The following is a 22,390-nucleotide window of genomic DNA, read 5'->3' as shown; positions in this document are numbered from 1 at the left end:
TTGCCTACGAAAGTGGTAGAACTATCTATCAAATCAAGCACGGGATGCTCTCTGAGTATCTCAAGGAGCAACTCAAGCATCCGTCCGTTCAAATGACTTTTGCGTAAGTTCTGACTAGATTTAGAACGCCATAATTTCAGAGCCATTTTTCATTTTTAACCGCTTGTGAAGTACTTCTTTTTATCAGACGGCTGGACTGTGGGACGAGTGTGGGAGTCAGCAGGATTGTGGAGCGAGGTGGCCTGGAGACGCAAACCAGACATCAAGAAAATGAACGTTTCCATCCTAGAGCAAGGAGAAAAGTTGTGGCTTTACCGAGTTGAAGAAGCGGTACTGATGGTAGAGGTAAGGCCCACTGAGTCAGCAGAGCTCAATCCTGGGGCTCAAGTCATTGGACAAGTCGTGCTCAAGCGCCTAATCACAGCAGAGCAAGTCTTGGAGTGGCTGTCCACCTCTAGCTCGGTCTGCACCCAAGGAGATGACTGAGCTGGATCTTTATCTAAAGTTGCAGTCGTGTAAGCGTTCACTCATTCGGGGGAAGAAGATTTTTGGGACATCACTCAGACTAAATAAATAGGCGTTGAAGCCACCTCAGACTCTAGTGCAGCACTATATAACTAGTGGAATCTTTAGTGGGAACGAACTTGGTCGAACAAGCGTATCAGCGTCTTGCCATCGCCACAGATTTGGTCAAGAGTGGTGTTGATTCCCTCTCCGAAGTAAGCGATCGCTCAGAAGTGACGTTTGAGGTTTTACAGGATTTAACAGTTGTCCTCTACGAACTGGAAAAACTAGCTCAAGATTTCAACACGCTGCTGAAAAACTGAGCCAAGGTTCTACAATCCTGCTGAAAAGAGATATTTAGGCAAAACAAATAGAGAGAGAAAAGGGCAAGGAAAGACTTGCCCCCGTAAGTTCTATGGAGCGGTAGCCGCAGGCGTTCTACCTGTAGAGGCACTAGGAGCAGCGCCTAGATTGGTAATCGATCGCTGGAGGGCAGCTAAAGCTCGGTTGTAGTTCAGAATCGCGTTCAGGCGATTGCCTTCAGCTCTAGTCAACTCGTTTTGGGCACTGATTACGTCTGTTTGAGTACCAACACCCGCTTGGAATCGCAGACGTGCTAGACGTAAACTTTCCCGAGCCTGCTCCAAGGCAACTGAAGCCGTCTGGATGTTCTCAAAGTTAGATTGCAGGTTAAAGAACGATTGCTCTACGTCGAGACGAACTTGATTTCTCGTATCCGCGAATTGATTTTCAGAAATTTCTGCATTAATTTCTTCCTGTCTGGCTCTGGCTCTAGCTGCACCGCCATCAAACAAGTTCCAGTTCACTTCAGCCCCAAGAGAATAACTTCTCAGCGCGTCTCGATCATCGTCAAACTGATCTTGCAAACTGGTGTTGAGGAATGCGCTGATTCGCGGTCGGTTATTGGCAAGGGCAATTCGACGCTGTTGCTCGTTGATTTCTCGCTGTAGCAGTTGTTGCTCTAGCTCTGCTCGGTTTTTGAAGGCCTGGACAATGCTCTGTTCTAGCGACAGATTCCACAAGCCTGCAATTTCGACTGGGTCTGCTGCTGACAAATCAACCGATTGGATAATGTTTAGTCGTTGGGAAAGTTGCCGCCGGGCCGTCCGTTGATCGCTGAGAGATTGGGTTAAATCTTGCTGAGAGTTGGCTAAGTCTACTTGAAATCGCAGCACATCAAAGCGGGTACCAACCCCTGCTCGTTCTAGAGCGAGAGCATCGCGTAAACTGGCTTGAGCCGTTTCGACCGCAGCCCGCGAAATGCGAACTTGCTCATCGCTTTGTTGCAAATCATAGTAATTGTTCGTGACATCCAGCCGTAGCTGCTCTCGCTGCACCTCAACTTCTAATTCATTAGAGCGCACCTGTTTTTCAGCAGCCCTGACTGTGGCAGACCGCTGGCCTGAGGTAAAAATGTCGTAAGAGACTCCAAGGGTACCGCTTAGAGATGTGCTGGCAGAGTCAGGATCGGCTGGCTGTGGCTGCGGTGTTAGGTCGTTTTGGTTAGAGTCCTGGCGCGCGATTCTAGCTCCAGCATTCACGTTGGGGTAATAGGCTGCCTGTGCTTCTCTTAGCGCCGCACGACTTCTTTCTAGGTTCAGTCTAGAAACCTGTAGGCTCGGCGTATTGCGCTCGGCTAGTTCGATCGCTTCTTGTAAGGTAATGGGTTGAGTGCCCTGAATCTGAACTTCGCTAGGTCTGGTCGGGAATTTCAATGGATTCGGGTCAGGATTGAGATAACCACGAGGAACAGGGCGAACGAATTGGTTGCTATTGTTAGCAGGACTCGTTGGAGTTGCGGTTGGTGTGACAGGTAGCGTCGGACTTGAGGTATTTGGCTGCGCTGGTTGTAGCGATCGCGGTGCTTCAGAACCACTCGGATTAGCAGGCTCTAGCGCTGGTAAAGGAGCGCTGGTTTGCGCCGTTTTTTTAGCAGGGGTTGTGGTTTTGTCTATGCTCTTTTCTGCTGGTATGCTCTTTTCTGCTGGCTTCTCGGCCCGCTTAGTAGTGGCACCACGGACCTTACTCGCTGTCTGAGTCCTAGCTTTAGAGCGGATATTGGGCTGAGGGGTGGCTTGCTGAGTTGCTTGTTCCTCAGCTATCTCCTTTAGCGCTGCCTCTACACTGGAAACGGTAATTTTTTTTGCAGAGTTGGAGCGAATCTTACGTCTACTCTGGGGCTTGGAGCGGTTCTTGTTTTTGAGTACCGGATCTTTGGATGCCGAATCTTTTTGTACCGAGCTTTTCTCAGCAGCGGGTCTAGCAGTATCAGAGCTAGTTTGGGTGACACGCTCGGAGGTGGAATCAGAGGTGGCAACGTCAGTCCTAGTAGGATCGTTTGGCGTTGCATCAGTGGAAAGCTGAGCCGAAGTTTTATTAGATTGGGCTGCACTGGGCTCCGGGCTACCCAACGTACTTCCCAACGCGATCGCCGCACTCACACCTACAGCCATCAAATAGCGAATGGTTTGCATAAGTTTTATTCAGTCTGCAATCCAGAGAAACGTTTAGAAGTCGGGCAACCAACCTTAAGCAGAATACTGGCTGGCAAAGTCACTTGGCAAATAGTTCAGCTTGATTCTTGCTGCTCTGCTCTAATTTACTAAGCGTATAAACCAAAAGCACCCTAAAGATATCAATAAACCTGTTACTCAGCATCCGGAGATGCAGAACTGGCAACTAATGTTTCATCGGCTACCATAACGCGATCGCGTCCAGCAGCTTTAGCGCGGTACAAAGCAGTATCTGCCATCCGAGTCACTGCCTCTCCAGTAGGCCCATGCAGCGGATAACTCGCAACCCCAGCCGAGAGCGTAATCATGCCGAGAGCTTGGCGGTGATAATGAACACTCAGGTGGCTAACGGCCTCTCGAATATGTTCCGCTCGTTGACGGGTGGCTTCTAAAGAAGCATCAGGTAAGAGTAGCATCAGCTCTTCACCGCCGTAGCGACAAGCAATATCGGAGGCCCGAATAGAGTTTCTGATGAGCAAGCCTACCTCACGCAGCACTGCGTCTCCTGCTTCGTGGCCAAAGGTATCGTTGAAGCGCTTGAAGTGGTCAATGTCTAGCATGACAATACCGAGGGGTTGTCGATTACGTTCTGCCCGTCGCACTTCTCGCTCTAGCGATTCTTCCATATAGCGCCGATTGAATAAGTTAGTCAGAGGGTCGCGAATGCTCTGATTCCGCAGGCTTTCGCGCAGCTTGAGGTTAGCAAAAGCTAGGGCAATATGCTCAGCCACTGTCCCTGTCAGTAGCCGCTTTGTCGGCGTGAAGTCGTCTTTGTTGGAGGCCGCTAGATACAAAGTTCCTAGGGCGTCTCCCTGAGCCATGAGAGGAATGCAGCAGTACTGAGTGGGCCAAGGAGCGTGGAGATGTTGGCAACGCAAGCTGCTATCACCGTTGTCAATGAAGTAAGCTCGGCCTCGACGGAGCGCCCAGCAGTCTGTCGGGTCAAACATAATCGGCTGCAAGGATAGCGGTCCCCAAGAAGCGATCGCTTCGACTAAATTGCGAGACTCACTGGTGATATAAATCGCCCCAGACATACCCGGAAACAAAGGCTGTACCAACTCAGCCACCACGGCGTAAGCTTCGCCCAAGGTGAAGCAGGCTTGCAAAACATCGCTCAACTCTCCTAAGAGAGCAATCTCGCGACTGCGTTGTTCTAGCTCTCCCACCCAACCTTTCAGCTTGGTTTCACTTTCTTGCAGAGCCAGTTCTACGGTTTTGCGCCGTCTGATGTCTCGGTTGAGGGTAATGGCCGCGATCGGTAGCAACACCGCTGCGAGAAATCCACTAATGGCAACCACTAGTGTTGTATTGCGAGTTGCTAATTCTGCCTGATGCGATCGCTGTTGCAGTAAGCGATTTTCCTCGGTGGACATCTCATCCATGAGGCGACGAATTGCGTCCATCACCTGACGGCCTCGAGCCTCACGGATTGCTTGCTGAGCCGCTGTAAAGCCTTGTTCCTGCCGAGTGTCTAAAACTGCTTGCAGCTTGTCTAGGCGCTGCTGGAGGAGAGGACGCAAGGTATTAAGGCGCTGCTGCTGCCTGGGGTTATCAGCAGTGAGCCTCTGAAGCATATCAACTTGGTCATTAATGGTGTTAGTGGAAATGTAATAAGGTTCTAAGTACTCCTCTTGCCCCGTAATAACGTACCCCCGCTGCCCAGCTTCAGCGTTGGCAATGTGAAAGAGTAAAACTTCTTGTGCCTCTAGCACCCGATAGGTATGATTTACCCAGTTCGCAGTGGCAACGAGTTGTGTGATGTTCCGGTAGCCGAGACCACCAATTAAGCTAAGCACTAGAAGGGCAATGCCAAAGCCGCCCGTAATACTTTTCTCGATTGACCACTTCATATCGTCTTGCAGCTCCTAGAAGCGACTGGCACTAGACGCAAGAGGGAGCCTTGGGAGTTCCAGAGATACAGGGTTGAGCAGCCGCATCGAGCCAGAGACAAGTCTCCATAAATTCCTCGACGTTGCTAATCAGCCAAATTTTTGTTTGGAGTTGGCGAGCTAAGTCCTCAACCGTAGTGTCATCCAAAAAGCGAGACTCTCCATGTTTCAACATAACCGTTGGCAAGAGAATACCATCACCTAGGTCCTTGGCTTGGAGCGCTGGCAACAAATCGTGCCCAGTCAGCAAGCCCGTCACGGTGATCGACTGCCCCCAGTAGTCGCTGCAAAGTGCGACTAGTTCCACAGTGAGTCCTTCCACTTGATTGAGCCGTTGTAGCAATGGTTGAAACGCTTGCTCAACTGCATTTCCCACCACCCAAGTCAGTTTCCGGGGAGGGGAAATTTGTTCAGGTAGGCGAGCCGTAGCAGCGGCAAAAGTTTTCAGGAACTGCTGAATTGACCCAACGCCATTGCCAATTTGTGGGTAGTCTTCGTAGTGTGATTCTGGTGGTAGGGCTTGTCCTGCAATCAAAAACCACTCATCTGCTAACCAGGCAAAGGTAGAGCCAAACTGCCGTTGGAACTGAGTTTGCAGTGTCTGAACTTGGGCAATCACCTCTTGAGCTTTTTCCGGCGTCACAGGCACCAATTCGTCTTGATCAGGCCGAAAGCGCGTGAGTCCTACAGGCACTACAGCCACAGAAGCCACAGCAGGCATCTCACCTTGATGGAACTCGGCTAAGTCTAGTAGGGTGCGCTCTAAGTGAACTCCATCATTAATCCCTGGGCAAACTACCACCTGGGCATGAATCTGCAAACGCCGCTCTTGGAACCACTGCAACTGCGATCGCAACTGTCCTGCCCTGGGGTTCTTCAGTAGCCGACTTCTAATTTCTGGCTCAGTGGCATGGACTGACACATAAAGCGGAGAAAGCCGCATCTGCTCAATCCGATCCCATTCTCGTTGAGTCAAATTGGTCAGGGTTAAATAGCTGCCATAGAGAAAGCTAAGGCGGTAATCGTCATCTTTGAGATACAGCGTTTGCCGCATTCCGGGCGGTTGTTGATCAATAAAGCAAAATGGGCAGCGGTTGTTGCACTGAAGCAATCCATCAAACAAAGCAGTTTCAAACTCTAGACCCAAATCTTCATCGAAGTCTTTTTCGATCTCGATCTCATGAGCTTTTCCTTTGGCATCTAAAACTTCTAGTTCTAGAACTTCATCGGCGCAAAGAAACTGATAGTCGATCAAGTCACGCGGTTTTTGACCATTGATGGCAACAAGGCGATCGCCCGGCTCAAACCCAATCTCAGCAGCAATCGAATCAGGAAGAACCTTGGTAATTAAAGCCGGACGAATTGAAACTTCGCTCATGAAGATGCCACTGGAATGCTAAGGCCAATTTCTATTCTAGAGAGTCCAGCCTCAGGTATTCCGTAAAGCGCCAGCCGCCACTGCCGTCAGAATCGCTGCACCAAAGCCCAGACGATACCAAACAAAGATCCAGGTGTTGCGATTTTGCAGATAGCGCAGTAACCAGGCAATGGAGAGGTAAGAAAAAATGAAGGATGACAGCGTGCCAACCACTACTAAAGACAGGTCGATTTGGCCCAGTGCTTCCTTAAAAAATTGGTATAAGGTTGCGATCGCTAACGTCGGCAACCCAAGTAAAAAAGAAAATCTAGCCGCTGTTTGTCGCTCTAACCCTAAAAAGAGAGCAGCCGTCAAGGTAGAACCAGAGCGAGAAACTCCCGGCACCAAAGCCAACATCTGCCCCAAACCAATCAAAATCCCATCTTGAATTCGCAACGCCGAAAAATCCCGTTTCCGACTCCCTAAGTTTTCTGCGGCTCCTAATAACAGCGCCATGACGATAGAGGCGATCGCGATCGTCGTCATGCTGTTAATGGTCGAGCCATCATCATTCAGGGCTTTTTTGAGCAAAAATCCCCCCGCCAACGCTGGGATAGTGCCCACTACAATTCCCACTAAAAGTTTCCATTCCTCCCGCTGCCAATCTCGCTTCTGGGCGGCTTGCCATCCTCCTAGCAAAATGGTGCGAATGTCCGACCAAAAGTAGATCACCACTGCGACCACACTGCCGAATTGAATCGTCGCCACAAACGGTTTAGCGCCTACAGTAGCCCAGCCCAACGCTTTAGTAAAAACCTGCAAATGGGCAGTACTACTAATGGGCAAAAACTCTGTAATGCCCTGCACAATTCCCAAAATGAAGGCTTGAAACAACCCAGCCAACCAGTTAACAGCACTCGCTTCTGGGGTAGCAACGGCTAATAGAGAGGAAATATTCGCTAAATGATCCATCTGTACTGATGGAATTGACACTGGTTCCAAGGAATAGCTGAGCCACACCAAACTGTCTATTCCAATCGTCATGCACATACTCCAGAAAACTAATCAGTTCGGTATCCAGTTTTTACTGCTGCTCTCAACTAGGAGCAGGACAAACCACTCTCAGGTTCCTTAGCTACGTTGCTTCAGCCAAGAGCGACAGCAAGCAATATGACCCTACGCCAGCAGCTAGAAAAGCTCAACTTTCACCTGCTCTGGTATAGCGTAATTGAGTGTTGCAAACTTGCGAAAGTTTCAACGATTACATCAGAGGCACTGATCTCAAGCTTTGGCAAGAGAAAAACTAAGTTATCATAAACAAGATGCCCCCCCAGGGGATGTGCTTGTGTTATGTTAAAAAAAGTAAATTAAATAAGAAACTTAAAAATACTTTGTCTTCCTTCACACCCTTCCCCCCATCCTCACGCATGGTTGATTCAGCCCAGGAAAGGTCGCCTGATTCAGCTTGGCAGCTTCGAGTTAGCCAAACTTGGCTTGTGCTGGCTGCTGCTGTCCTGCTAGTAGCGGTACCTGTTTTTATTCAGGCTCCCTTAGTGCGCTGGCAGCCAGTGCTGAGTTTACTTCTGACTGGTGGTTGGCTTGGACTCAGCTTAGTCTTGATGGCTCGCGATCGCACCCAACTCTGGGGTGACTTGCTTTTTGGATTCACCTGGAGTTGGTTAGCAGGTTCTATTTATTGGGGATGGTTTCGCTGGGAGCCACTGCTGCACTTACCCATCGAAGCGATTGGGTTGCCTGTTGCAGTTTGGTGCCTGATGCGCCAGTGGGGGAAGGTAGGAAATTTCTTTTATTTAGGGTCTTTATTCGGAACCGTCGTTACTGATCTTTACTTCTACATCGTGGATTTGATCCCCCATTGGCGACGATTGATGCAAGTTGATCCAGCGCTGGCATTACCTATTTTTCAGGATGCGATCGCTCAAATGCGGACACCCTGGGGAGCAGCTTGGGCAGCGGTGCTGGGGGTAACTTTGCTGGTGGTGGGATTGTTGCCACTACGCTCTCAGAAAGCTCACTGGTGGGCCTTTGGCGGAGCTGTGCTGAGCACAATTTTAGTAGATGGTTTATTCTGGTTGGTAGCTTCTGCGGCTTAAGTTCCTGAGCTGCTAGTCAGCATTTCCAAGATTAACTTCTTTGGACTTCAGGGCAAACTTCAAGCGCAACGAGATTTTGCTTACAATTCTTAGTTAAATCTTCGAAAGCATTCATTGGCATAAGTAGATGTGTCATGGATAGTCGTAGATAGATGTGTCAGGATGCATCATAGGGAAAGATGCAGTGATTTCTTAGCCTGTGGTGACTTTTCAATCCACTCCTCATTTAGTGCTCCGTTCCGAGGCAGGTGATCGATATCTTCCATTAGTCGGCAACAACTGCTGGACGATTGGTCGAAGCGATGACAACAACTTTGTGCTGCCCGATCGCTGGATCTCCCGGAACCACGCGATGCTTCAATGCATGGAAACAGGCGAGTTTTATCTCATTGACTTGGGAAGCCGCAATGGTTCCTTTGTGAATGGCCGCCGAGTTAGTGTTCCGGTAACGTTACAAAACGGAGACCAACTCACCTTTGGTCAGATCGAATTAGAGTTTTACTGTCCTTCCCCAGAGCACCTCACTGATCCGTCGATGGGAATGGACTCCAAAGAATTTACCGCGACCGCAACCTTACACGTCCGCCGCCTGATCTCAGTTTTGGTGGTGGATATTCGTGACTTTACGGGGTTGACTCGGCAACTGGACGAAAAAATCCTCTCTGAGGTGATCGGCACCTGGTTTCGGCGAGCCGGCGATATCATTCGTGAACACGGCAGTTGGGTCGATAAATACATTGGAGATGCGGTGATGGCAGTCTGGATTCACGGCACCCAAGGGGTCAGTGACGAAGAGATGCTACGCATTTTTAGTGCCCTCAGCGCCATGCATAAGATGACGAGTGAGTTGTACGACCAGTATCCGCTGCCCTTCCCGCTACGCATTGGGGCAGGAATTAATACTGGGTTTGCGATGGTGGGGAATACGGGGAGTGGCGATCGCCCTGACTATACCGCCCTAGGAGACACAGTTAACGCTGCCTTCCGCTTAGAATCTGCCACGAAAGAAATTCGTCTGGATGTAGCCTTAGGAGAAACAACCTATAAGCACGTGCCGATGGGCCCAACTTATCAAGCTTTGTTTCAGACTCATACAGTGGACTTAAAAGGTTACGACGTACCCACTGTTACCCATGCCTGTACCTTCGCTGACTTAAATCGCTTTCTACAAATGCAGGAAGAAAGTCTAGTGCTGGGTAATGAAAGCCCTGAACCTCTCTAGAGCGTTGTCAAGATTGCTGTCACAGAGTACTAGTAGTTTAGGTTTACGCTTTAAGATCTAAGGCGGTAAAGCGCATCAGCGCCGAGCAACGCAAAGTTTAGAGGTTTTCCAGGGTACCTGGGTACGCTACCCTAGACTTTAGAAAATTTGTGGCATTTGCTGCTTTGCACGACCTTAGAGAGCATCGCGCTTTTCCAGGGTTGGGTATTCTTGTGCCAATTCTATAAATGCTGTGTGTGGATTTTATCTGCTCAGAGGAAGGTATAAATCGATGAAACGCTTTGTTCGCTGGCTATCAGTTCTCAGTTTGTTAGTAGGCTGCCTGGGATGGCTAGGGTTGCCCCAACAAGCGATCGCTGCAAACTTGAGCCATTTGGTTCTGCAACCGATCCCCGTCTTAGCTGCTGAGGTCGCTCCTCGCAATGCAGTCGATGATAAGCGGGCCAAAGTCGGGGACAAGATCGATCTCAACAACACCAATGTTCGGGCTTTCTTGCAATATCCTGGCTTGTACCCCACCTTAGCGCGTGCGATCGTCCAGCACGCACCTTATGAAAAGGTGGAAGATGTTCTTGATCTACCTGGCATCAGCGATCGCCAGAAAGAGACATTGCAAGCAAATTTCAAGAACTTTACCGTGACCGATCCAGATTCTGCCTTGACCGAGGGAGACGATCGCTTCAACAACGGTATCTACCGCTAAATCTGCCTCCAGCTCTGCCACTGTTGACTGAGTTTGTAGAAGCCCGGTGCTCTAGTTGCTCTTGTCTCTACAGCTTCTGGGTCAGAACTGGGTGTTTAGACGCTGCAATAATATCTTTGCTCTCTGTACAGTAAGGTTAATCCTTACGCGCGATTGATGACAGGGAGCAATTTTTATTGGACACTTCGTTACCTCTTCCACCCCCTGCTCCAGCCCAGAGTCCTGACTTCACTCAGCCTTTTGATGTTTTAGTGGTGGGAGCAGGAGCCGCAGGGCTTTATTCTGCTCTTTGTCTACCGCCGTCGTTTCAAGTCGGCTTAATTACCAAAGACACCTTATCTCTTTCGGCGAGTGATTGGGCTCAGGGTGGGATTGCTGCCGCGATCGCTCCAGATGATTCTACAGCTCTCCACATTACTGACACGATCAAAGCGGGTGCAGGGCTTTGCGATCCCGCAGCAGTGGAGTTTTTGGCTGAGAACGCTTCTGATTGCATTCGGTCTTTGGTAGAGATGGGAGTAGCATTCGATCGCCACGATGGAGAACTCGCTTTGACCTTGGAAGCAGCCCATTCTCGACGACGAGTCTTGCATGCGGCAGATACCACAGGACGGGCTGTGGTCAACACGCTCACGGCGAAGGTGCTGGAGCGCAAAAATATTCAAGTATTTCCTCAAACGTTTGCTCTGAGCTTATGGATTGATCCCCAAACTCAACGTTGCCAGGGAATTAGCCTGATCCACCAAGGGCAAGTTGTTTGGGTTCGAGCGACAGCCGTGGTCTTGGCGACAGGTGGGGGAGGGCAGGTATTTGCCCAGACGACTAATCCCGAGTTGAGTACAGGAGATGGAGTGGCGATCGCTTGGCGAGCCGGGGCTTTGTTGCGGGATTTAGAGTTCATCCAGTTTCATCCCACGGCGTTAAGCAAGCCTGGAGCCCCCCGGTTTTTGATTAGTGAAGCGGTACGCGGAGAAGGAGCGCACTTAGTGGATACGGCAGGCCAGCGGTTTGCCTTCGAGTACCATCCAGCGGGAGAACTGGCCCCTAGAGATGTAGTTAGTCGAGCAATTTTCAATCACTTACAACAGACGGAATCAGACCCCGCCAGCGCCCACGTTTTGTTGGACCTCCGGCCCATTCCTGTAAACACGATTCGGCATCGCTTCCCTAACATTATTCAGGTATCTCAACAGTGGGGCGTAGATGTGTTTCAGGAGCCCATTCCTGTGACGCCTGCGGCCCATTACTGGATGGGAGGTGTGGTAACTGACACGATGAGCCGTACGTCAATTCCAGGACTCTATGCGGTGGGGGAAACGACTAGTACTGGCGTGCATGGAGCCAACCGTTTGGCCAGCAACTCGTTGCTAGAGTGTTTAGTTTATGGGGCTCAGTTAGCCCATTTAGAGCTAGGCCAATGGAACGCTGTTGACTCAAGCTCAGAGCCAAGCGTCCCTGAATCTGAGGGCTATCATCCTGAGCCTACAGATTGGCAGCGTCAGCAGGCGGCGATCGCCACTATGCGTCAAGAATTGCCTCGCTTAATGTGGCAAAGCGCCGGAATTTGCCGCGAAGAAGCTACCCTTCTGGCCGCGATCGCTCAAGTAGAAACCTGGAAAGCAGAATTTGCCGCCTTGCCTTTAAGCCAATTCCTGCTGAACTTAGCACCGGCTCAGGCCGCTAGCGTGAACTTGCCGGATGCTGACCTAGCCATCCGCACTTGGAGCGAAACCCAAAATCTTTTGGATGTTGGCTACTTGATTTTGAAAAGCGCTTTGTTTCGCACTGAGAGCCGAGGCGGTCACTATCGAGTTGACTTTCCGCAGCCTGAACCGCACTGGCGAGTTCAGACTTTGGTACAAGACCACCATTGGTGGACAGCTCCCATTTCAGCCCTTTCAAATTAGAGAACTTCGTGCGTGTACTTATGCTGTTTCACATTGTCTTCAGCTCTGACAATGCGCTGGGAGTTTAGCACGCGCTTGCGTTCGGTGGAGTAATTGAAGTCTTGACGAGTTGTTCCGGGGGGGAAATGACCTTGTGCTGCAGTCTTGGCTTTGTAGGTACGAGCGGCAGCAATAGCACGCTGCACAAACTCATCACAGAATTGGGCATCTTCCGGGAACCCATCTGGCTTTTGTGGGGTTTCTCCAGCTAGGACTGTGCCTAAAGTCGTGGCAAGGGCCATTTCGTAAGAGGTGGGCACTCCTTTCACAATGGCTTCGATCGCGGCTGAGGGGATCGGCTCCAGAATTCTCACTTCGTGCAGTTTGCCATCTTCTTTGAGAAAACAAGTGGCTAAACCGATGACTAAATATTCATCTGTGGAGAGGTCGGGGGCTTGAGGATGGGAGGTCGCGGTTGTCATGGAAGATTTGGATTGGCACTGCCAATTTCAACGGAATTGAAAAATTTCAAGGAGCCACGCATCACAGTTCGTTAAAGTGCGATCGCAGGTAAGCTCCATAGGAATTTTAGCTCGGTTAAGCCTTCTGGCCACGTCCATCCCTGAGGCCTGTCGAACACTTGAATTTTTAACTGCTAATGCTGGGTTTAGGCAAGGTATGCGGTGCACTTCAGAAATTGGCTGAGTTGCTCTTGTAGTCTTGCTACAAGTTCTCAGCATTGTTTTCAGTATTAAGGGTGTCTATTCTGTCACTTGCTCGGCATCAGTCTTAGGAGACAGCTTCAAAGCTAAGGCTTGCGAGTTTAACGTCTGGAAATCATGACTTAAGACACATCGGTAAGTGACACACGGATAGAGCAACAATTGCGGCCAACTGGATATCGTGAGTCTACAAGCCCAAAGATACAAGCCCAGAGATACGGTCACTGATTCAGGAGAAGAGTATGAGTAGTCGTTCGGCTTTCAACCCTCAAGGCATCGCTCAGCGTCGGCGTCAGGGCTCAACTCTAGCTTCTGTGGCTGGGCAAGCAAACATTGGTACTGGCGTCGGGCAGGTGGGTCCTCATCGGCGGCAAGGCAACCAACTGCGTCTAACCGGGACTCCATCTCCTCGTTCCAGCGCGAGGCCTGAAGTACACACTGACGAGCAAGACCAACAATTGCGACAGCAAGCGATCGCCGCAGCGCAGCAAGGTTACTACGAGGTAGCAATTGATCTACTGAGTGAATTGCTAGAGCGGCACCAAACTAGTGCGACAGATTACAACAACCGGGGTTTGGTCTACTTTCAAAGCGGACAAAGCGAAAAAGCGATCGCAGACTACAACCAAGCCATTGAACTAAATCCCAAGCTCGCTAGCGTCTACAACAATCGAGCCAACTACTATGCAGCTCAAGGTCAATTAGCTGAGGCGATCGCAGACTACGGAGTTGCTATTGACCTAAATCCGGGCAACACTCGCGCTTGGATCAACCAAGGAATTACTTTTCGGCAGCTGGAGATGTATGAGCAAGCGATCGGCAACTTTGAACTAGCGCTGCACTTCGGCCAGCTCGAGGGCCACATTTACGCCGAGCGGGGCCGCACGTTCCACATTATGGGGGATTGGAACTGCGCGATCGCTGACTACCAGAAAGCTCTACAAATTCTGCTTCTGACCCATACCGAATCTGCACAACGACTCCGTCAGCAAGTGGAGAATTGGCTCAACGACCTTCTCAGTCCCCTAAGAGCGTAGCCAAAGCTACCTCCTCGCGATCTAGCCAAGCTAAACCCCAGCCTCCAGCAACTCCAACTCTAGGGAGTGACCTCGTCGGTGTCAGCTAAGTCGGCCACGTTTGTCCACACGACCTGTAGCTGCTTTGGGTCTACCCGATTGCTCTGTTCCTGCATAAGCGCTTTTGTCTGCTGTGGATCAAAGTGGCGACTAAATTCATCTCGTAAGCGATTCACTCGCCCTTCAGTCACATTGACTTCAGCTCGAATTTCTTGCAACTTCTCTTGCTGCGATAACTGGTAAGGCAAAATCCGCATCAACGTAGAGACAGCAGCAACGGACAACGTGACGTTCACAGCTAACTTCAGCGTTGTTTCCATCACAAGACCAACAGGTAGCTTCGTGGCTGCTTTGGCGGGTTTGCGCCGCTGGCGCGGATTAGGCGGAGTAGCCAGCCGCAAATGGTTGTTAGTTCTTAAAGGGGGGCTTGAGGGTTGAATCGCGTTCATACGGAGTGGGGTGACGTAAAACCTTGAATGTGACGCACCTTTGCTACCCAGGCTCAATGGTAGGTTCAGATCAACCAATTCCATAGCACCCAAAAGCTCCAATTGGAGCCTATCTCAGCAGCAAAGCCTAGTTGCTATCAGACAATCTACACTAAATTTTTAAGATTGCCCGGAGGTTTTGACCCCACCCCTAAGATAGGCTCCAATCGCTCAATTTGCGAGCTTACTTATACAGTTCGGTGGCTAACCGGAAAGCCATAATCCCTGGGATCAAAGCAACGACTAGCGCAACGTAGACTTGGGTATCTGATATAGACATGTTTGAAAACTCCATATTTTGAGGTTGCTAGTTCACCAATTTCGGCCAAATTCCTGGCTTCTGGAACAACTTGTTACATGATGTAACAAAAAATCAGCTAAAGCTGCGATCGCAGCCTGGTCTACCTCTAAGCATAGTTGAGGCTGCAAAACCTAGCTCCAATTGGTTCTGCAACTAGTCGCAGGAGCACAGCCGATACACTTTCAACAAAGAGTTCTGAATGAACAGTTAGGGCTGAAGAGAAACTGCATGCTTACAAATGCTGCTTATATCGACCTGTAGCCAAAATGCTTTGATTTAGAGCGATCGGGACTACATCTTTCTAAGTTTTAGGTGGCTATACTTAAGCTATTTCAATGAGATAAATCATCTTTGCAAAACTCGAAAGCCCTGCCTTCGAGGCAAAGTTTAATAAAATCTACATATTTTTAAGATTGGTAACTGTTTCGTTGGAAAGCCAAAGATCTGTCCGAACCCATTTCGATCGCCAGCTTAAACGCCTGCAACGGGACGTTCTACGCATGGGTGCCTTGGTAGAAAAATCCTGTCGCTTGGCCCGCCAAGCTTTATTTGAGCGAGATTTAGAAGCTGCTGAGCGGATCAGCCAGCAAGATAAACAGATTGATCAGCTCTACCGTCAAATAGAACTAGATTGCGTCAGCATGATGGCACTACAAGCCCCTGTGACCCAGGACTTACGAATGATTAGTGCCTTAATGCAGTTGGTGCGGGATTTAGAGCGGATCGGCGACTACGCTGAGGACTTGGGTGAAATTGCGGTTAAGTTGTTCCCTTACCCGATTCATCCCTGCATGGAGCGAGTGCAACTCATGCTAGACCGTTGCCAAGCCATGCTCGCTATGAGTTTGGCTGCTTTGTCTGATCTAGATGCAGAGTCAGGTCTGGATTTGAAGACAAAGGACGACGCGGTCGATTCAGATTACCAAGATTTATACGACCTCCTGGCACATCAAACTGATCTTCGAGGCGTCGTAGAGCCAACGGTTTTGTTAGTTTTGGTGATTCGTCACCTAGAACGAATGGCTGATCACGCAACTAATATTGGCAAACGTGTCGCTTACATTGTGACTGGACAGCGTTATTAGGAACTGGACAAGGAATCACTTAGGACTGCCATAGTCTGATGAAAAAGAGTGTTTCTTGGTTCTAAAGACATAATTCTGATGAGAGATTTGGCGAATAGCGTTTGACAGGTTTACATTCAGTGCGAAAGTATTAAATAGAGTGTGTACAGTGCCAAGGTAGACGCAATTAAAGCACTGGAACATTGTCAACCCGAATCTAGCGTTCGTTACTCCTGCCTCCTACAACGTCTCGATGTACTATGGCTATCTTTTCATCTGGCTGGTAGCTCCAGAAACGTAACTCTAGAGCACTAATCAATGAAGAGATGGTATTCCCCAGACCCTGTCAAAAAGCAAGTTCGCGCTGTTGCGGCTGCTATGTCTAGGGCAGGATCGAGGTTCATCAGCTGTGGATGACCCAGGGCTTAGTAAATGCAAGGAGCTGAGTGACTGGCATACCTGAGCTGCAAGGCATGGGTTGGCGTGCGATGTAAGCTGTATTGCCTGTATAAATGCGAAGCGTTGTATTGATGCAGGTTTACGGCAAGTGACATCGTTAGGTGCCTATTCGAAGACTCTATTGAGTTTTTGAAATTCAAAGCCCCTCCGGGGTTTTCGGATAGGTTCTAGGTAAATCGGGGATAACACAGGCTAAGCGATGCCTGGGTCATCACAGCAAGGGTGAGAGAACCGAATCAACAGAAATTTAAGGACCTATCGCTACATGGAATTTTCGATCGCGGCACTGTTAGCAAATTTCGCGGATGACAAACTGATCGCCCCTAAAGTCTTGGAAAAGAAGCTGAACTGCCAAGACGATGCGGGTCTGCGTAAGCTCCAAATTGCCCTAGATGCCCTGGAAAAGGTAGGCATTTTGGTAAAAGAGCGAGGCAAATACCGTCGGGTCTGGGAAGAAGGCGTCGTTGAGGGCAAACTGCGCTGCTCTAGCAAAGGGTTTTGCTTCGCGATTCAAGATGAAGAAGGCGCAGAAGACATCTACGTCCGCGAGAGCCAACTCAGCAACGCTTGGAACGGCGATCGCGTCTTGGTCAGAGTCACCAAGGAAGGCAGCCGTCGTCGCAGCCCGGAAGGGGAAGTGCGGCTAATTTTGGAGCGGGCCAATAGCTCAGTGCTGGCGCGGGTAAAGCAATCGGAAAAAGGCTATCAAGCGGTGCCTCTAGACGATCGCTTGCTGTTTGAATTGCACTTAAAGACCAATGGAGTAGATCTAGAAGCCGCCCTGGATCATTTAGTTCATGTTGAGGTGCAGCGCTACCCCTTGGGACAGCAACCTCCCTTAGGAAAAGTGACGCAAGTTCTAGGCAGTGATGCCCAGTCAGCCGCAGATACCGATATTGTCAGCTGCAAGTACGATCTGCGTCGAGAGTTTCCCCCCGCAGTCCTGAAAGCTGCGGAAGCGTTACCTAAGAAGCTCAAAGCCGCCGACTTAAAAAACCGCTTAGATCTCCGCGATCGCTTAGCCTTAGCCTTGAAAGCAGACAGCACCCAGCAACCTGTCGATGGTTGTGATGATGCCCTCACTTTGGAAAAGACCGAGGAAGGCAACTGGCGCTTAGGGGTGCATATTGCAGATGTGTCTCACTATATCCAGGCTGGCTCACCGCTGGATATCGAGGCGCAGAAGCGGGGTATTTCAGTTTATTTGGGAGACGTGGTGCTACCGATGTTGCCCGATGCAGCGGCGCAATTGTGCTGCCTAGTACCAGGACAAGATCGCCTTGCCATCTCCTTACTCTTTACCGTTAGTCCTGAAGGCCAAGTGGTTGAGTATGAGCTGCAACCCACTGTGCTCCAGGTGGACCATCAACTCAGTTATCAGCAAGTGCAGACAATTCTAGAGCGCCAGCAGCCGCAGTCTGAGTCGCTAGATAGCCAAACGGCGGCTTTTGTCGAGTCACTGCCTGATGGAGTCAGGGAGATGGTCGATCAATTGGCATTGCTCAGTCAGGCATTAAAAACTCAGCGTCGCCAGCGGGGTGCCTTTGAACTTAACTTGCCGCAAACCCGCTTCCACTACGACGACGAGGGAGCTTTAGGAGCAGTCATCGTCTCCTCCGACCTCTCGGCGCGAGCAATGGTAGTAGAGTTTATGCTGCTGGCGAACCAAGTCGTAGCGGCCCATTTGCAAGCTCTGGGTGTACCTGGAATTTATCGAGTGCATCCCACGCCCAATGTTGGTGAGGTGCAAGAACTCATGAAGCTCGTCAGCAACATGGGCATTAACTTGCGCTTGGAGCAGGAAGATACCATTCAGCCGCAGGACTACCAAAACTTTACTCAGCAGTTTGCGGAGTCACGCGCCGAAAAGGTGCTTACTTATCTGCTGCTGTCTACGCTCAAGCCTGCCGTTTATACCACGCATCCCCGACCGCATTTTGGTTTGGCGCTAGAGCAGGGATACACTCACTTCACTTCTCCCATGCGGCGCTACCCAGACTTGTTGGTGCATCGGGTGCTACAGAGTGTGTTTGAGCAAGGCCGCGATCGCCGTTCTACCCGCGCTAAGGACAGCGTCAACCTCCGAGACGGTTCTTGCTACGGCAAAATCAACTGGAATGTGCTGCCCCCAGAATTGCACCAAGACCTGGAGAGCCATATTGCCACCATCGTCAACAACTTGAGCGAGCGGGAGAAAGTGGCGCAAGAGGCGGAAGACGACTTAGAGGGTCTGAAAAAAGCTGGGTTCATGAAAGAACATACCGGCGAAATCTTCCAGGGCTTAATTACTGGGGTGCAATCCTACGGTTTCTTCGTCGAAATTGAAGATCTACTAGTCGAAGGTCTGGTACATGTCAGTTCCTTGAAGGATGACTGGTATGAGTACCGCTCGCGGCAGCAGAAGCTAGTAGGTCGGAAGAACCGGAAGCAGTACCGTTTGGGCGATCGCGTGGAAGTCCAAGTGAAAAGCGTTGATTACTATCGCCAGCAAATTGACCTGATTGCTGTCGGTGGTGGTAGCGAAGCATCTGAAGATGACTCCGACGAACCCGGAAGCACTAACGCTGACCTGGGTTACGACGCTGACCCTGCTGCCCGTCATCTTGAAGAGTAAGGCTGAGTTCAAAAACCTGTGTCTAATCCTGTGGCTTCAGCCCTACCTCGGCCTCTGATTCTCGGCGTGTCAGGGGCATCGGGTCTCATTTATGCCGTGCGGGCACTCAAGTTTCTCTTGAGCGCAGATTATGCCATTGAACTGGTAGCCTCTAAAGCTACCTACATGGTTTGGCAAGCCGAGCAAGACATCCGGATGCCAGCCGAACCCTTGCAACAAGAACAGTTCTGGCGGCAGCAAGCGGGGGTTTTAACAGGTGGTCAACTGACTTGTCACTCAGCGGGCGATGTGGGAGCTAACATTGCCAGCGGCTCTTTTCGCACCTTAGGGATGTTGGTGATGCCTTGCAGTATGAGTACTGTCGCTAAATTAGCTGGAGGGTTGAGTTCGGATTTGCTAGAACGAGCTGCTGATGTCCAGCTCAAAGAAGGCCGCAAATTGGTAGTAGTTCCTCGCGAAACCCCCCTAAGCTTAATTCACCTCCGCAACTTGACCACTTTAGCGGAGGCAGGCGCTAGGATTGTCCCAGCTATCCCCGCTTGGTATCACCAGCCTCAAACGATCGAAGATTTAGTGGATTTTGTCGTAGCTCGCGCCCTCGATCAGTTTGAGCTGGATTGCGTACCGCTAAAGCGCTGGGAGGGGCACTGATGCCGACATCATTGGCGCTAGGCAAGCTATAGGATGTAGGGTATAGGGTGTGTAAGGTCGAGCTGGCGATATTAACAAGTAGAAGACAATTTAGAGCTGAGTGCTGAATAGCATGCCTGTGATCCGCCTCTTACTACTGCTATTGATTTTGGTAGCGTTAGCTGCATTTACCCTGCAAAATTGGGTATCCCAACTGCCGCTGGTGTTTCTCGGCAAGCAGACCTTGCTATTACCCCTCTCAGTCTGGGTTTTAGGGGCGATCGCGGCTGGAGCACTTACGACGTTGCTGCTAACGGGGCTTTTCCAGTTATCCAACACTCTAGCTGTCAAGAAAATGCGATCGCGGGTCGCTACTGCTTCGCGCCTCGAAACGGAAGCCGCCGCCTCGCGTTCCAGTTGGGATAGCAGCAGTCGCTCAGCTAGCGATCAAACTAGCTACACCAGTCCCACAGCAGATCGCTTTACTGATGAAACAGACTTTGGGGACGAAGAAGAGGAAGCAGATCCAGTAGACCGCTCTGACTATAGTTCCAGCGATCAGCGCGATCGCACAAACTACGAAGTGCCCCAAGAACCAACCTCTAGTTATCGCTCTGGGTCATCTTACTCCTATAGCTACAAAGAGCCAAACACCTCTGGCGTAGGCCGATCTGAATCTGTCTATGATGCTGATTACCGAGTCATTATTCCACCGCCCCAACCGCTGGAAGAGACAGAAGATGACTACGGCTTTGAAGATGAAGATTTTGAGGATGAAACGCCTCATGATGTTGAACGCCGTGACTGGACAGAGCGTCCCGACAGGCAAGACCAGGGAGGCTCCCAAAACGATGATTGGGGGGATCAAACCTGGCGAGACAAAGGTTGGGGCGATCGCTCAAAGTCTGATTGGTAGCGGCTTACCCCCTATCCCCTATCCACCCATTGGCTATTTCTACAGCGGCGAGTTTATATCGGCGGATTGATGTTCGTCCTGCATAAACAAGCAACACTGATGACGTTGCTCTATATGAGGATGTTTATGATTCGAGTTATTCGTCGTTTACAACAAATTCAACTACGCCAAGTTCTCAGTGCTTTTCTAGTCGGAATGACGTTCTTCTTGAGCGCTGCTCTAGGTCAAATCAGCTATATCCCTTCCGCTCAAGCTGCTGCGACCCCTAAAGCCGCTCAATACAACCCGGATGGCAACAGCACTGGGACGGCTAGCGGCATCCAAATTGACACCAAAAATTCCAAAAAGAATCTTCAGGCAAACACTAAAGAAGCAGGTGGCTTCGTCGGCGCGATCAAAGATGCGGCTGAAAACGTAACTGAAAAGCTGAACCTGAATGAGCCTTTGCCTGAGAGCACCAAAGAGTTTTTAGATTCTGTGACGAACGATCCAGCAGAAGCGACACAAAATGGCTTAAAAGATGCAGCCGCTTTCCCTCAAGGTGGCTATAGCCACTAGTTCTAGATAAATTTATCTTTTTCAGCAAGCGATCGCTCTTGGCTTAAGTCCAAGCAAGGCGATCGCTTTTTTTCACTCAATTTAGGCAATTTAGCGTTAATTCAACCTGGAACTTAGGTGCCTCAACCCAGTAAAAACGTTCCAGGACTATCACTCTGGAATACTGATGATAAGGTTTGCGCATAGCCTTCCACAACACCCATCAAGTCACCCGAGGTATTGGAGATGGTTAAACTGCCGTTAACAACTTCCTGAGTGTATTCATCTAAAGACCCTGTTAGACGAATATAGTCAGTTTCGATATCAAAGCTGCGAATGAAGGCATAATCGTCATTGCCAAACCCAACATATAGCTGAGCCGTACCAAGGGAATCGCTAATGCCAAGATTATAGATATCAGTCTCGCTACTTCCAATTAGATAATCGATCTCGCCAATTCCTAAGCTTTGCACTATGCCTGTTCCTGATTCTCTACTCACTCCTAGCAAGTCAGACGTAGCCCCAAAGCTAACAATAGTATCGTTTCCATCGGTTCCTGTGAAAAAACCTGTTCGCTGTGGCTCGAATTGGCCAAAGATACGATAGTGGTCTTCACCAGAGCTAAACGCGCCAGCCTGGATCGCATTATTCACGTCAGGATTCGCTGAGCGATAGAGGTATTCATCAAAGCTAGTGCCAGAACGGCCTTCTTCTTCGCCATATTCAGCAAAGTGAGCCAACCCAGAACTGAAAAAGCCCGCTTCGACGGCATTCGCTACATCCGGGTTGTCACGCAGGTAAAAGCCCTCATTAAAGAAAGTCCCACCAGAGCGATTCTCACCTAAACCGTGATTCAGGTAATGCTGTAACCCAGAACTAAAGAAGCCCGCAGTAACGGCATTTGCTACGTCGGGATATTTTTGTAAATAATATTGCTCGTTATACAATGCCTCGAAGCGGCCTTCATCAAAGCCAAATTGCTCGAAGTGACTGAAACCAGAACTGAAGAAGCCCGCAGCAACGGCATTTGCTACATCGGGATATCTACTTAAGTAAGCTTGCTCATTGAATGTCCCATACAAGCCAAAGCGTCCTTCGTCTTCACCATAGACCATATAATGCACTAAACCAGAGCTAAAGAAACCCGAGGCAACCGCATTGGCTACATCTGGATTTGCTTGCAAGTACAGGCTCTCGTTATACAGCGGGGAAACGGAAACCCGCCCTTCGGCAAATCCGAATGTATTGAAGTGGTCAGCACCGGATTCAAAGAAGCCCGCAGCAACGGCATTCGCTACATCTGGGTTAGTGGCAAGGTAATATTCCTCATCAAAAATATCAAAGGTCATGATGTCACCCGAAAGTACTGAT

20 protein-coding genes are annotated in these 22,390 nt (G+C 49.9%); 12 read left to right on the top strand and 8 right to left on the bottom strand.

The window, feature by feature from the left end; all coding sequences use genetic code 11:
• Positions 1-165: 165 nt before the first annotated feature.
• The gene (locus H6F90_RS24800; RefSeq protein ID WP_190433683.1) at positions 166-486 is read left to right on the top strand and encodes a hypothetical protein; all 321 of its coding nucleotides are present in this window, start codon (positions 166-168) and stop codon (positions 484-486) included.
• Positions 487-620: 134 nt separating this feature from the next.
• Positions 621-827: a hypothetical protein gene (locus H6F90_RS24795; protein WP_190554725.1), complete on the top strand. Its 207-nt coding sequence runs from the start codon at positions 621-623 to the stop codon at positions 825-827.
• A gap of 90 nt (positions 828-917) precedes the next feature.
• Here H6F90_RS24795 and H6F90_RS24790 read toward each other — a convergent pair whose 3' ends face one another.
• The 4 genes from H6F90_RS24790 to H6F90_RS24775 form a co-directional block, all read right to left on the bottom strand.
• Entirely contained in the window at positions 918-2,999 is a 2,082-nt protein-coding gene (locus H6F90_RS24790; RefSeq protein ID WP_242024618.1) for a TolC family protein, read from the bottom strand.
• A gap of 173 nt (positions 3,000-3,172) precedes the next feature.
• Positions 3,173-4,891, bottom strand: coding sequence for a diguanylate cyclase (locus H6F90_RS24785; protein ID WP_190554724.1), 1,719 nt, complete (start codon positions 4,889-4,891; stop codon positions 3,173-3,175).
• A 31-nt stretch (positions 4,892-4,922) separates the two neighbouring features.
• A complete protein-coding gene (locus H6F90_RS24780; protein ID WP_190554723.1) occupies positions 4,923-6,308 on the bottom strand; it encodes a TIGR03279 family radical SAM protein in 1,386 nt (461 codons plus the stop codon).
• A 51-nt stretch (positions 6,309-6,359) separates the two neighbouring features.
• Entirely contained in the window at positions 6,360-7,331 is a 972-nt protein-coding gene (locus H6F90_RS24775; protein ID WP_242024617.1) for an undecaprenyl-diphosphate phosphatase, read from the bottom strand.
• 383 nt (positions 7,332-7,714) lie between these two features.
• Between H6F90_RS24775 and H6F90_RS24770 the strand changes: the two genes are divergently transcribed.
• From H6F90_RS24770 to nadB, 4 genes are all read left to right on the top strand, one after another.
• The gene (locus tag H6F90_RS24770) at positions 7,715-8,401 is read left to right on the top strand and encodes a DUF3120 domain-containing protein (protein WP_190554722.1); all 687 of its coding nucleotides are present in this window, start codon (positions 7,715-7,717) and stop codon (positions 8,399-8,401) included.
• 202 nt (positions 8,402-8,603) lie between these two features.
• A complete protein-coding gene (locus H6F90_RS24765; protein WP_313930198.1) occupies positions 8,604-9,623 on the top strand; it encodes an adenylate/guanylate cyclase domain-containing protein in 1,020 nt (339 codons plus the stop codon).
• Positions 9,624-9,894: 271 nt separating this feature from the next.
• Complete coding sequence (gene psbU / locus H6F90_RS24760; RefSeq protein ID WP_190554721.1) at positions 9,895-10,326, top strand: photosystem II complex extrinsic protein PsbU; 432 nt, start codon at positions 9,895-9,897, stop codon at positions 10,324-10,326.
• Between the two features lie 176 nt (positions 10,327-10,502).
• Positions 10,503-12,233 carry an L-aspartate oxidase gene (gene nadB / locus H6F90_RS24755; protein WP_190554720.1) on the top strand — a complete coding sequence of 577 codons (1,731 nt, stop codon included), beginning with the start codon at positions 10,503-10,505 and terminating at the stop codon, positions 12,231-12,233.
• Here nadB and H6F90_RS24750 read toward each other — a convergent pair.
• Positions 12,230-12,694 (bottom strand): hypothetical protein, encoded by a 465-nt coding sequence (locus H6F90_RS24750; protein ID WP_190554719.1) that lies wholly within the window; start codon positions 12,692-12,694, stop codon positions 12,230-12,232. The two genes, nadB and H6F90_RS24750, sit on opposite strands and share 4 nt — an antisense overlap.
• A 482-nt stretch (positions 12,695-13,176) precedes the next feature.
• Here H6F90_RS24750 and H6F90_RS24745 point away from each other — a divergent pair, with 482 nt between their 5' ends.
• A complete protein-coding gene (locus tag H6F90_RS24745; protein ID WP_190554718.1) occupies positions 13,177-13,971 on the top strand; it encodes a tetratricopeptide repeat protein in 795 nt (264 codons plus the stop codon).
• 59 nt (positions 13,972-14,030) lie between these two features.
• Here the strand turns inward: H6F90_RS24745 and H6F90_RS24740 are convergent, their stop codons facing one another.
• Positions 14,031-14,459 (bottom strand): hypothetical protein, encoded by a 429-nt coding sequence (locus tag H6F90_RS24740; RefSeq protein WP_190554717.1) that lies wholly within the window; start codon positions 14,457-14,459, stop codon positions 14,031-14,033.
• Positions 14,460-14,682: 223 nt separating this feature from the next.
• Positions 14,683-14,778, bottom strand: a complete 96-nt coding sequence (psaM, locus tag H6F90_RS24735) for a photosystem I reaction center subunit XII (RefSeq protein ID WP_190433706.1) — start codon at positions 14,776-14,778, stop codon at positions 14,683-14,685.
• A 449-nt stretch (positions 14,779-15,227) separates the two neighbouring features.
• On the opposite strand from psaM, the gene phoU reads away from it, so the two are divergent.
• The 5 genes from phoU to H6F90_RS24710 all read left to right on the top strand — a co-directional run bounded on the left by phoU (position 15,228) and on the right by H6F90_RS24710 (position 21,040).
• On the top strand, positions 15,228-15,884 hold the full coding sequence (gene phoU / locus H6F90_RS24730) for a phosphate signaling complex protein PhoU (RefSeq protein ID WP_190433708.1): 657 nt from the start codon (positions 15,228-15,230) through the stop codon (positions 15,882-15,884).
• A gap of 703 nt (positions 15,885-16,587) precedes the next feature.
• On the top strand, positions 16,588-18,936 hold the full coding sequence (locus H6F90_RS24725; protein WP_190554716.1) for a ribonuclease R family protein: 2,349 nt from the start codon (positions 16,588-16,590) through the stop codon (positions 18,934-18,936).
• Positions 18,937-18,954: 18 nt separating this feature from the next.
• Entirely contained in the window at positions 18,955-19,587 is a 633-nt protein-coding gene (locus H6F90_RS24720; RefSeq protein WP_348226748.1) for a flavin prenyltransferase UbiX, read from the top strand.
• A gap of 112 nt (positions 19,588-19,699) precedes the next feature.
• Positions 19,700-20,482 (top strand): LapA family protein, encoded by a 783-nt coding sequence (locus tag H6F90_RS24715; RefSeq protein ID WP_190554715.1) that lies wholly within the window; start codon positions 19,700-19,702, stop codon positions 20,480-20,482.
• Positions 20,483-20,608: 126 nt separating this feature from the next.
• Positions 20,609-21,040: a hypothetical protein gene (locus H6F90_RS24710; protein WP_190554749.1), complete on the top strand. Its 432-nt coding sequence runs from the start codon at positions 20,609-20,611 to the stop codon at positions 21,038-21,040.
• Positions 21,041-21,162: 122 nt separating this feature from the next.
• On the opposite strand, the gene H6F90_RS24705 is transcribed toward H6F90_RS24710, so the two are convergent.
• Complete coding sequence (locus H6F90_RS24705; protein ID WP_199296138.1) at positions 21,163-22,368, bottom strand: hypothetical protein; 1,206 nt, start codon at positions 22,366-22,368, stop codon at positions 21,163-21,165.
• Between the last annotated feature and the right edge of the window lie 22 nt (positions 22,369-22,390).

Source organism: Trichocoleus sp. FACHB-591 (assembly GCF_014695845.1).
GTDB lineage: Bacteria > Cyanobacteriota > Cyanobacteriia > FACHB-46 > FACHB-46 > Trichocoleus.
The sequence above is the reverse complement of the archived record's forward strand: the minus strand, read 5'-3'. Positions and strand labels throughout refer to the sequence as shown.

Excerpts from the sequence above, each read along its gene's own strand:
- H6F90_RS24790 (WP_242024618.1), bottom strand. The coding sequence starts at position 2,999 with ATGCAAACCATTCGCTATTTGATGGCTGTAGGTGTGAGTGCGGCGATC.
- H6F90_RS24785 (WP_190554724.1), bottom strand. The coding sequence starts at position 4,891 with ATGAAGTGGTCAATCGAGAAAAGTATTACGGGCGGCTTTGGCATTGCC.
- H6F90_RS24780 (WP_190554723.1), bottom strand. The coding sequence starts at position 6,308 with ATGAGCGAAGTTTCAATTCGTCCGGCTTTAATTACCAAGGTTCTTCCT.
- H6F90_RS24775 (WP_242024617.1), bottom strand. The coding sequence starts at position 7,331 with ATGACGATTGGAATAGACAGTTTGGTGTGGCTCAGCTATTCCTTGGAA.
- H6F90_RS24770 (WP_190554722.1), top strand. The coding sequence starts at position 7,715 with ATGGTTGATTCAGCCCAGGAAAGGTCGCCTGATTCAGCTTGGCAGCTT.
- psbU (WP_190554721.1), top strand. The coding sequence starts at position 9,895 with ATGAAACGCTTTGTTCGCTGGCTATCAGTTCTCAGTTTGTTAGTAGGC.
- H6F90_RS24750 (WP_190554719.1), bottom strand. The coding sequence starts at position 12,694 with ATGACAACCGCGACCTCCCATCCTCAAGCCCCCGACCTCTCCACAGAT.
- H6F90_RS24745 (WP_190554718.1), top strand. The coding sequence starts at position 13,177 with ATGAGTAGTCGTTCGGCTTTCAACCCTCAAGGCATCGCTCAGCGTCGG.
- H6F90_RS24740 (WP_190554717.1), bottom strand. The coding sequence starts at position 14,459 with ATGAACGCGATTCAACCCTCAAGCCCCCCTTTAAGAACTAACAACCAT.
- psaM (WP_190433706.1), bottom strand. The coding sequence starts at position 14,778 with ATGTCTATATCAGATACCCAAGTCTACGTTGCGCTAGTCGTTGCTTTG.
- H6F90_RS24725 (WP_190554716.1), top strand. The coding sequence starts at position 16,588 with ATGGAATTTTCGATCGCGGCACTGTTAGCAAATTTCGCGGATGACAAA.
- H6F90_RS24715 (WP_190554715.1), top strand. The coding sequence starts at position 19,700 with ATGCCTGTGATCCGCCTCTTACTACTGCTATTGATTTTGGTAGCGTTA.
- H6F90_RS24710 (WP_190554749.1), top strand. The coding sequence starts at position 20,609 with ATGATTCGAGTTATTCGTCGTTTACAACAAATTCAACTACGCCAAGTT.
- H6F90_RS24705 (WP_199296138.1), bottom strand. The coding sequence starts at position 22,368 with ATGACCTTTGATATTTTTGATGAGGAATATTACCTTGCCACTAACCCA.